General features: G+C 31.2%; 12 protein-coding genes and 1 tRNA gene. 7 read left to right on the plus strand and 6 right to left on the minus strand.

Annotated features, from left to right (window positions below; all coding sequences use genetic code 11):
- The first annotated feature begins 124 nt into the window (after positions 1-124).
- From ACHZC3_RS07825 to ACHZC3_RS07845, 5 genes are all read left to right on the plus strand, one after another.
- Positions 125-721, plus strand: a complete 597-nt coding sequence (locus ACHZC3_RS07825) for a riboflavin synthase (RefSeq protein WP_394759305.1) — start codon at positions 125-127, stop codon at positions 719-721.
- A 301-nt stretch (positions 722-1022) separates the two neighbouring features.
- Entirely contained in the window at positions 1023-1964 is a 942-nt protein-coding gene (locus tag ACHZC3_RS07830) for a T9SS type A sorting domain-containing protein (RefSeq protein ID WP_394759306.1), read from the plus strand.
- A gap of 360 nt (positions 1965-2324) precedes the next feature.
- Positions 2325-2711 carry a hypothetical protein gene (locus ACHZC3_RS07835; protein ID WP_394759307.1) on the plus strand — a complete coding sequence of 129 codons (387 nt, stop codon included), beginning with the start codon at positions 2325-2327 and terminating at the stop codon, positions 2709-2711.
- Between the two features lie 72 nt (positions 2712-2783).
- Positions 2784-3764, plus strand: coding sequence for an acyl transferase (locus ACHZC3_RS07840; RefSeq protein ID WP_394759308.1), 981 nt, complete (start codon positions 2784-2786; stop codon positions 3762-3764).
- Positions 3765-3792: 28 nt separating this feature from the next.
- Positions 3793-4698, plus strand: coding sequence for a metallophosphoesterase (locus ACHZC3_RS07845; protein WP_394759309.1), 906 nt, complete (start codon positions 3793-3795; stop codon positions 4696-4698).
- Here ACHZC3_RS07845 and ACHZC3_RS07850 read toward each other — a convergent pair.
- On the minus strand, positions 4695-5021 hold the full coding sequence (locus ACHZC3_RS07850) for a ferredoxin (RefSeq protein ID WP_394759310.1): 327 nt from the start codon (positions 5019-5021) through the stop codon (positions 4695-4697). The two genes, ACHZC3_RS07845 and ACHZC3_RS07850, sit on opposite strands and share 4 nt — an antisense overlap.
- Before the next feature lie 65 nt (positions 5022-5086).
- Here ACHZC3_RS07850 and ACHZC3_RS07855 point away from each other — a divergent pair.
- Positions 5087-5160: transfer RNA gene (locus ACHZC3_RS07855), tRNA-Ala, on the plus strand.
- 121 nt (positions 5161-5281) lie between these two features.
- Entirely contained in the window at positions 5282-6451 is a 1170-nt protein-coding gene (locus ACHZC3_RS07860) for a tyrosine-type recombinase/integrase (RefSeq protein ID WP_394759311.1), read from the plus strand.
- A 339-nt stretch (positions 6452-6790) separates the two neighbouring features.
- Here ACHZC3_RS07860 and ACHZC3_RS07865 read toward each other — a convergent pair whose 3' ends face one another.
- From ACHZC3_RS07865 to ACHZC3_RS07885, 5 genes are all read right to left on the minus strand, one after another.
- Positions 6791-7297 (minus strand): hypothetical protein, encoded by a 507-nt coding sequence (locus tag ACHZC3_RS07865; protein WP_394759312.1) that lies wholly within the window; start codon positions 7295-7297, stop codon positions 6791-6793.
- Positions 7298-7430: 133 nt separating this feature from the next.
- Positions 7431-8255, minus strand: coding sequence for a hypothetical protein (locus ACHZC3_RS07870; protein ID WP_394759313.1), 825 nt, complete (start codon positions 8253-8255; stop codon positions 7431-7433).
- A 10-nt stretch (positions 8256-8265) separates the two neighbouring features.
- Entirely contained in the window at positions 8266-8637 is a 372-nt protein-coding gene (locus tag ACHZC3_RS07875; RefSeq protein WP_394759314.1) for a hypothetical protein, read from the minus strand.
- 1 nt (position 8638) lies between these two features.
- Positions 8639-9421, minus strand: coding sequence for a hypothetical protein (locus ACHZC3_RS07880; protein ID WP_394759315.1), 783 nt, complete (start codon positions 9419-9421; stop codon positions 8639-8641).
- A 6-nt stretch (positions 9422-9427) separates the two neighbouring features.
- Positions 9428-10029: hypothetical protein (locus tag ACHZC3_RS07885; protein WP_394759316.1), on the minus strand; the 602-nt coding region annotated here is incomplete at its 5' end.

The raw sequence follows: 10029 nt of genomic DNA on the forward strand, positions 1-10029 counted from the left end.
CGCCTCCAATTCCGTTTAAATCTCCTATAGAAATGCCTACAATTATATTTTCTGGTCTTTTTGTCATCAGTTCAATGTATTTATTGCTAATTTTGAATGCAAATTTACTAAAATTAAATCAGTAATGTTCACAGGAATCATAGAAACTCTCGGCTTTATAAAAGCATTAGAAAAAGATGGAAAAAATATTCACATCCAAGTGGAATCTAGTCTCTCAAATGAGTTAAAAATAGATCAAAGCGTAGCGCATAATGGTATTTGTTTGACTGTTGTAAAGATTGATAACAGCATTTATACCGTAACTGCTATTAAAGAAACGATAGACAAAACTAATTTGTCAAATTGGAATGTAAATGATGTAATAAATCTGGAACGTGCCATGAAGCTTGGCGACAGACTTGACGGACATATTGTGCAAGGTCATGTAGATCAAACCGCAATTTGTAAAAACATTGAAGAAGCGAACGGAAGTTGGTATTTTACTTTCGAGTACGATGCAACTTTAAACAACATTACTATCGAAAAAGGTTCGATTACAGTAAATGGAGTAAGTCTAACGGTTGTAAATTCTAAAAAAAATGAATTTAGTGTGGCTATTATTCCGTATACTTATGAGCATACAAATTTTAAAAGTTTTAAAATTGGAACAAAAATAAATTTAGAATTTGATGTTGTTGGCAAATATGTGGCAAGATTGCATGGTTTTAATAGTAGCAAATAAGCAACCGTTTTGTCAGGCTGAGCGGAGTCGAAGCCTATTGTGTGGCTTCGACTCCGCTCAGCCTGACAAACTGCTAAAAAATAATTAAACCCAAACAGATTATAAACTCAATAGACAAAGAAAACCTTTTACCTTACTAATTGACGCAAGAAAAAACATTCAAAATACTTATTCTCAATATGTTATGAAGGATAAACAAATAAATATTTCTTAATTTAATGATTATTTTACATTCGTTTCTTTTATCCTAAAGAAATTACTTACTATCTTTGTAGACTAATTTTATTTAAAACTTAAAAAAATGAAAAAAATCTACTTATTATTATCTTTAGTTGTAAGCTCAGTGTCTTTTGGACAACAGGCTTTGCCATTTTCGGATTCTTTTAGTTATCCAGCAGGAAATTTACACACGACAACTCCTTGGTCTGTTCTAGGAACGCCATCTGCAACAGATCAAATATTGCTAGATGGATCTAAAGTTACTTTTGATGCTGGAGGAACTGATGCTCAAGTTTCACTTGTGTCACAAACTTCAGGAACAGTTTATTATAAATTGACTCTTAACGTATTAACTATGGCAGGTGTTACAGATGTAAATGGTGGTTATTTAGCTGGGTTTACAGCAAATGCAACAACTTTTGGTGGGACTTTATGGACAAAGAGAGTTGATGACAGTACGTTTAATCTAGGAATTGAGACAAGAACTGCTTTAGGTGCTCTAACAACATATACAACTGGAACATATACAACTGGAACACCTTATACAATTGTTGTTGGTTATACATTTAACACTGTTGGAACAGCTGACGATACAGCGAAATTATGGGTTAATCCAACTGTTTCTGACGAACCTACACCTTTATTGACAGATACTCATGTTGGTGTAGACTTAACTTCAATAGTTAGCTTCTTTTTAAGACAAGACAGTGCAACTGAAACTCCTTCAGTTTCAGTAGATGATTTGAAAGTATCAACTACTTTTGCAGATTTACTTTCTGTAAACAAATTTAACAATATCTCTGGGTTGTCTATTTATCCTAACCCTGCTAAAAACACATTAAACATTACTTCAGATAGTTTTGAAACAAAAACGGTTGCAATCTATAACGTATTAGGAGCTCAAGTTCTTTCTGCAAATGTTACTAATGCTCCAATAAACATTGCTTCATTAAGCAAAGGTGTTTATGTGGTAAAAGTTACTGAAGAAGGTAAAACAGCTACAAGAAAATTAGTTATCGAGTAATTATTTTTCAATTATAATAGAAAGCTCCAATTCACGTTGGAGCTTTTTTTTTGTAGTATGTTTCGGCCTAAAAGAATAATGAATAGCTGTTTATAAAAAAAATGACTTGTCTTAATAATCTATATCCTTTATTTAAGACTAGTCAACATTTTCGAATGGGATTCAGAGTAGTATAATAATACAAATAACACAAAATTAGTGATATGCTAATATCACTAATTTTAGTTAGAAAAAACAGGGTTAAAAGACTTATTTTTAGCAAGTTAGTGTATTTAATCGAAAAAACAATACAGTCAACGATTAAATTGTTTTATAAAGAAAGTTCTAATTAGTTTTGTCTTGAAATTAAATACTAACAAGATGAAAACGATTTATTTTTTATTACTACTAAGCCTTAATTGTATAGCAAATACAACAAGCAAAGAAATCACGGCAAATACAGAGTCAAACAACGCAATTGAACTATTTTGCAATAGTGAAATTATTAAACCTGTGGCTAAAAGTAGTTCTATTTCAGGTTTGAAAATTATTAATTATGATTCTAAAAAATATGGAAAACTTATTTATATAGTGTCTGATATATATACAATGAAAAAAATATCGTTCTTTAATAAAAAAGGGCGTAAAATTTTTACCACTTCTACCATCGGGTCTCCTATTTACCTTTCAAAATTTAAAAAAGGAGTGTATACCATTAAAGTTGTTGAAAATGATAAAACCGAAATAAAAGAATATATAATAAACTAGCTAATAACAAACAAATCTTAAAGTCCTACATTGTGGGGCTTTTTTTATTTTCCTACTTTTACAAAAAAACAATTGTTTACTACTTCTGACATATTTCACATCGATTCTAAAAAAGAATTTGATAAAATTGCGCTAAAATTATTTCGTTTCCAGTACGATAATAATCTTGTATACAATCAGTTTTGTAATTTCTTAAATAAAAACAAAACCAAGGTAAAAAAAATTGAAGACATTCCTTTTCTGCCCATTCAGTTTTTTAAATCCCATGAAATTTTAAGTTCTAATGAAGTTATTCAAGCTACTTTTACCAGTAGCGGAACAACAGGAATGATTACCAGCAAACATTTAGTAACTGACATTTCTTTATACGAACTAAGTTACCGCAATGGTTTTTCTCAGTTTTATGGAAATATAGAAGATTACGTGATTTTAGCTTTGCTTCCATCGTATTTAGAACGTGAAGGTTCGTCCTTAATTTATATGGTTGATGATTTAATAAAACGGTCAAACAATTCGGATAGTGGTTTTTATCTTCACAATCACGAGGAATTAATACAGAAACTGATTACTTTAGATAATAATGGGCAAAATGTAATTCTTATAGGTGTTACTTATGCTTTGTTAGATTTGATTCAAAATAGAAAGTTTAATCTAAAAAATACCATTATTATGGAAACTGGTGGTATGAAAGGCAAACGAAAAGAAATGATTCGCGAAGAATTGCACCAACAACTTTATGATGGTTTTGGCGTTTCTGCCATACATTCGGAATATGGAATGACCGAATTGCTTTCTCAGGCTTATTCGCTTGGAAATGGCTTATTTGAATGTCCAAATTGGATGCAAATTCTAATTCGAGATACCGAAGATGCTTTGACTTACGTTGAAAACGGGAAAACAGGCGGAATTAACGTGATAGATCTAGCCAATATAAATTCTTGTTCGTTTATAGCCACTCAAGATTTAGGAAAGAAATACCACAACAATTCGTTTGAAGTTTTAGGGCGTTTTGATAATTCGGATATTCGTGGTTGTAATTTGATGGTGTTGTAGAAATAATTTTAAATTTTTAAAGAATCTAATGTTTACATCTCAAGACAGACTAACAAGAGCATACAAAGAAGCTAAAAGAATTTCGTTTGACGATTCGTCAAAATTTATTTTGTTTTCTGATTGTCATCTTGGCGATGGTAGCTTTGCCGATGATTTTGCTAATAATAGAAACGTATACCAACATGCGCTGAAGCACTATTGTGAAAACAATTTTACTTATATAGAGCTTGGTGATGGAGATGAACTATGGGAAAACTTATTTTTTAAAGATATTCTTGAAGCCAATAAAAGTGTTTATTTGCAGCTTCAGAAATTTTATAATGCAAACAAACTATACATGATTTATGGTAATCATGACATGGTATACCGAAACCCATCAATTATAAAAAAACATTTTTCAGAATATTTTGATGTCAAAGAAGGGAAAAAGTTACCCTTGATGCCAAATCTTAAATTTTACGAAGGAATTGTTTTAGAAAACGCTGAAACCAAACAAGAAGTGTTTTTAACTCACGGTCATCAGGCCGATTTTATGAATTATGTAGGTTGGCGAATTAATCGTTTTTTTGTTCGAATTTTATGGAAACCACTGCAAATATGGGGAATAAAAGACCCTACAAGTCCTGCAAAAAATTATGTTGAACTCGTAAAAGTAGAACATAGAATAAAAAAATGGATTGCTGATAACAAAAACCTCATTACCATTATTGGTCATACGCATAGACCACATTTTCCTAAACCACAAGAAAACGAACTTAATTTTTTTAACGATGGAAGTTGTGTACACCCAAGATGTATTACAGGAATAGAAATTGAGAATGGAACCATTGCCTTAATAAAATGGTTTATAGATACTAAAGACGATGGAACGCTGCAAATTGTGAAGGAATATTTAGAAAGTCCTGAAAAAATAAGAGATTATAATAAACTCTAGCTTTCGGGAGCCAATTCTATTTCTAATCCTTCTAAATTTTCTGTAAGGTTAATTTGACAACCCAATCTGCTATTCGGTTTTACATTAAATGCTTCAGATAACATAGCATCTTCATCATCTCCCATCCCTGGTAATTCAATGTCATTTAGGACATAACATTGGCAAGAAGCACACATGGCCATACCACCACAAATACCAATAGTTCCTTCTGGAGCGAGTTCATACATTCGAACAAGTTCCATGATATTCATGTTCATATCTGTTGGCGCTTGTACTTCGTGTATTTCGCCCTCTCTATCAGTTATTTTTATTGTGATATCCATTTAGATATTATTTTTCTGCAAAAGTATAAATTATTGGATAAAAACAATATATTTGGGAAAATATTGGGGGATTAGCTCATTTGGCTAGAGCGTTTGCCTGGCAGGCAAGAGGTGGTCGGTTCGAATCCGATATTCTCCACAAAAACGCTGTAAACACCTATAAATACAAGCGTTAGCACGGTTTTTAACATTGCAATCGTGTCAAATTAATGTCTAACGGTTTTATTATCGAAGCTTACGGCTATCGGTAATAAAAAAAAATGCAAAATTCTCAAAAAACGCTTTCTCACGTACGTAGCACTATTTTTATTGATTACCGACCAGCCGAACTATGTATAAAAACTCAATGGTTAGTAGTGTACTACGCTAAAAATCCAGTATCTCAAAAAATGGAGCGGTTTAGGGTTAATATTCCTGCAATAAAATCTAAAACCGAACGAGTTAAGCAAGGCAAACGGATAGTTTTTGAAGTAAACAAAAAATTAGATTCGGGTTGGTTGCCCTATTACGAGAATACAGACGCTAACAACTTTAAAACTTTAGAGTTTTGTTGTAATAAATTCCTAGAACACACCGCAAAAGATGTGGCAAACGGAACAAAACGAGCCGATACCAACAAATCGTACAAATCGGGGATTTCGATGCTTAATAAATATGTTGCCGACAATAAACTAAACACAAAACTAATTCTAGAAATAAACCGTGCTTTTGTAGTTAATTATTTAGACTGGATAGTTTATAAGCGTAAAGTGTCTGCAACCACACATAATAATCATATCGTGTTTTTAGGCGTGTTTTTTTCGTTTTGTGTAGAGCGTGGTTTTATGGCTCAAAACTTTGCAACTGGAATTAAGAAGAAGAAAAAAGAAGAAAAAAAGCGAAAGTATTTACCACAAATAGAAAAAGAAAAAATAAAATTATTACAAGTTGAAAATCACGAGTTTTACACCTTGTGCATGATGACTTATTTTTGCTTTGTAAGAAATACCGAACTAACCAAAATTAGAGTTTCAAATATTAACTTAAACGAAAATTATATTACAATTTCGGGCAAAGATTCTAAAAACAAAAAAACCGCTACAATTACAATCCCCGACAATTACAAACCAACTTTACAAAAACATTTAGAAAACGCAAAACCGACCGATTTTGTTTTTAGTACCGATAATTTTAAAACTGGAAAAAAACCAGTTGGAACAAAAAAAATATACGATACGTGGATTAAGTTTAAAACAAAAAATAAAATTGCAACCGAATACCAGTTTTACAGTTTAAAAGACACTGGCATAACCGACCTTATGAACCTAGGCACTCCCACCATAAAAGTGCGTGACCAAGCTAGGCATTACGATATAAAAATAACAGAAACATATATGTATAGGAACGACAGTTGCGACGAAATTGTGCGAAATTCTAATTTTTCGTTCTAATTTTCACGCCAAAGTAAAAACGCCCACCTATCAACTTTCCCGAAATTAAGCAAAACAAAGAAACAAAAAACGTAACTAATTGATAATAAGTAAATTAAATTAAAAAATTTGTTTCTCGACCTCGTTTTTTTGTTTCTCGACCAGTAAATACTAAAATTAAAGCATTGATAATCAATAAATTATATTTTTTAGTCGAGAAACAAGTAAGAGAAACAAAATTGAAGTAAGAGAAACAAAAACGATTATTACAACAACCAATTTTTACCTAATTTTTACCCACAAAAAAACCCAGTCATTACAACTAGGTTTTTCAGAAAAAATAATCAAACTAAATCAAAACTATATTATGTAAAAAGTACCTTGTATATTAACCTCGTTTGTTTTTGCAATACTCGACCTCACACCAAGTCTAACTACCTGCCCACCACTAATGAATAAATTAGGAAAACCAATACTTTGCCCTCCATTAGAGTTTAAAGGAAAACTATAAATTAGTGTGAATAAGTCTAAATAATCTCCGTTTAGGGAACAGTAAGCTTTGTAAACGTCTATAATAACGTCGTTGTCGCTCGCTATACCTACAAATCCCTTTAAAAAACCGCTATTTTGAAACTGAATAAGTGTGTTGCTTGGTAATATTTCCCTTTGCAATTCATTAGCACCTGTAACCTCACTATCTAATATATCCCCGAACCCATTATTTGAGATATAACTTTGTAAACCACCGTTAAAAATTACTTTTTTAAAGAAATTAACGGGTATTGTTGGTCTAGCAACTTCATAAATAACTTTAGTAACTGGGTCTATACTTAAAAAGTTATTCTTATTTTGATAATCTGTTGGCAAAAACTTTTTTGTTTCGTAATTTACTGGTATAAATGTAGCATCAGTATATATATCAGAAAGTACTAAATCGTCAAATACAGCTTTAGCAACTAGCGTTCCGTTATTGGTTAAATCGCTGGTTGCGGTTTTATATTTAACTTCTATTTTTTAAATATATAGATGATGTATCAACTCTTTTTAAGATAGGTATTGATAATTGCGTATCATTAACAAGTTTTGCTTCTCCTATGCTAAACTGGTTTAAAATATAGTCATTGTCAACTGTCGAATTATTACTTTGATACCTAACAAACTCATCAGAAAGCGCATTTTTTATGATTGTAAATGTTTTTTTTAACGTTCCTGTTGCCAAATTGTAAGATTGTATTGCTACTTCAATATCGGCATCAATATTTAGACTTAAATAGTTAGGGAAAAGTAAATCTACTTTTTTATTTACGCCAGTAGGAAATATAGCGTAAAAAGTTTTTTTAAATTCCTTATCTGAAAACATTATGTTTTCGTAATTAGTAACAGATGTTCCTCTAGCGTATAAATCATAATTAGAACCGTTCCAGCGATACATTAGCAAGGTATCGACTGCAACATATATTTTTCCCGAAAAACCAATAGCAGGAAAATTGAAATAACTATCTACTTCGACAATCTCGTTACCAGCATCAAAGAAAAAATCTTTTGCAAGGCTGTTTATTAAACTGTCTATGTTAGTATTTTCAATAATAGGAACACAAGCGCCGCCATTAATATTATTAACATCAAGAACTATACCTCTGTCTAGGTTATTTCCGATAGCACTTTTTATAATAATGTTATTAGGGTTTGCATTATCTCTGATAATATTTTGTAACGGGTGTAGTGATGCAATAGGTTCGTTAATAGGTTGTTGAGCGTTTGAGTTTACCTCTTTTAAAATTTGTACGTTTCCGTTGCCTAATTTTATAAAAATTATTTGTGCCATTTTTTTAATATTAAACGTTATTATCTATGCTTTTTATAGCGTGGTTTGTTTCTATTTTTCCTAAAATAAAAGCTACTATTTTTCCTGTTGTGGTTAAACTTCCTAAATACTCGTTTTTTCCTAAACAACTAGATATAGTTTCTTTTCGGTTGCCAAATTTGTAACCGTTTGGCTTTATCAAACAAAGGTTAAATAAGTCTTCGCAAACTACGTTACCGTTTGCATCTATACTGGTTGCAATATCTAGCATTTGATTGTCGAAATTTTTTAATCCGCCCCAAAACTTGCGTTTCCAAACGTATTTAAAAAGTGACGTGACAAGTGCAAAAGGATAAAGAAATAAGCTTAAAATTATACTTACTAATGCTAATAATGTTCCCATACTAATAAAAATTTATGTTTACTTGATTTATAATAAAATTAATTGTTTCTTGTTTTAATGTTTCGGTTGCTGTTGTGTTTTGTAATAAAGTAACAAGCGGTACGTGTTCTCTCTCTTCTCGATAAAGCGTGATTTGTTTTTGTAATTTTTCAAACAACCCTAAGGCTTCCGGTAGTTCTAAACTTATATTTTGTGGTGTCCCAGCAATCATATTTTTTTGATAAATATAACCCCCAGTATTCTTGCGTGTCATTTCTATAATATTGCTACGGCTTTTTTTGTCAGACAAAATACGGTCATTTTCATTGTATAGTTTTGTAGGTGTTACAAAGGTTACAAAAGTTCCGTTTTTTCTAAAAAAAATAATTTCCAGTTCACGTTTCAAAAATAATTTAGCTAGTAATCCGCTACCTTGTTTGTATCTTGTATAAACTGGTTTTTCTTCGATAGCAATTTCTCCCGACGGTGTTTTCCATTGTATATTAGATTTGTCCCCAAAAGTGTTAATTTTTGCGTTTCCTATTAAATAAAAATTACTCCATAAAGAAAAATCGTCTTTTAAATTAATTTCAAATTCATTGTTATATATAAATTTTAATTTTTCATCGTTATTTAATTTTTCTAATTCTTCTATCGTTAATCCCTCAATCCATTGCAAACCGTTCCATTTGTTAGAGATTAAACTATTATTAATTTCAGTTTCTGTATATTCAAATCTAATATCTTGGCTTTTTTCGGCACTAAAAAGAAAAAAACCGTTATTGTCGTAATAATAAACTATCATAATTTTTTAATTTAAAGGTGTTACTATTAGGGTTGCGCCAGCATTTATACTAGAAGAACTCCCTGCCACTTCGCTTCCGTATTGTAGTTGAAAAACGCCACTTGTTGTACAATCGAAAATTAAATTTGCACACAAATAATGAGGAGAATTAATAACAGAAACGCCAGTACTGGTAATAAAACTACCAGCAGTAGTGCTTGTGGCATTAATGCTTCTTATTGTTGCCGTTAAATCTGTCGCTACCGCACTTTGCGAAATAGAGGCTGTTACATAACCTATTATCGTTCCTACTCCAGAGGTTAAAACAAAGCCGATACTTCCGCCTGTGGTTGTTGCAACGCTTTGATAACTACCTATTAATTCTATTTTATACCTTTTTCCAGCAGTTACATTAAAACTCATAGTAGGAACATTAGCCCTTGTAATTGAGGTTGAAGAAAATGCAGTATTTAATTTTATTACCGTTATTTTATCTTGCTTTAAATTTAAAGCGTTTTGTATGGTTGAAAACAAAATTAAGTCCGCAGACTGAACCACGCCTAAATCATCACGATAAAATATTTTTTTATCTTTCTGATTAATAGCAATTTCCCCATCTAATAAAGATG

The sequence above is a fragment of the Flavobacterium sp. genome (assembly GCF_043720215.1).
In the GTDB taxonomy this organism is placed as follows: domain Bacteria; phylum Bacteroidota; class Bacteroidia; order Flavobacteriales; family Flavobacteriaceae; genus Flavobacterium.

Excerpts from the sequence above, each read along its gene's own strand:
- ACHZC3_RS07825 (WP_394759305.1), top strand. The coding sequence starts at position 125 with ATGTTCACAGGAATCATAGAAACTCTCGGCTTTATAAAAGCATTAGAA.
- ACHZC3_RS07830 (WP_394759306.1), top strand. The coding sequence starts at position 1,023 with ATGAAAAAAATCTACTTATTATTATCTTTAGTTGTAAGCTCAGTGTCT.
- ACHZC3_RS07835 (WP_394759307.1), top strand. The coding sequence starts at position 2,325 with ATGAAAACGATTTATTTTTTATTACTACTAAGCCTTAATTGTATAGCA.
- ACHZC3_RS07845 (WP_394759309.1), top strand. The coding sequence starts at position 3,793 with ATGTTTACATCTCAAGACAGACTAACAAGAGCATACAAAGAAGCTAAA.
- ACHZC3_RS07850 (WP_394759310.1), bottom strand. The coding sequence starts at position 5,021 with ATGGATATCACAATAAAAATAACTGATAGAGAGGGCGAAATACACGAA.
- ACHZC3_RS07860 (WP_394759311.1), top strand. The coding sequence starts at position 5,282 with ATGCAAAATTCTCAAAAAACGCTTTCTCACGTACGTAGCACTATTTTT.
- ACHZC3_RS07870 (WP_394759313.1), bottom strand. The coding sequence starts at position 8,255 with ATGGCACAAATAATTTTTATAAAATTAGGCAACGGAAACGTACAAATT.
- ACHZC3_RS07875 (WP_394759314.1), bottom strand. The coding sequence starts at position 8,637 with ATGGGAACATTATTAGCATTAGTAAGTATAATTTTAAGCTTATTTCTT.
- ACHZC3_RS07880 (WP_394759315.1), bottom strand. The coding sequence starts at position 9,421 with ATGATAGTTTATTATTACGACAATAACGGTTTTTTTCTTTTTAGTGCC.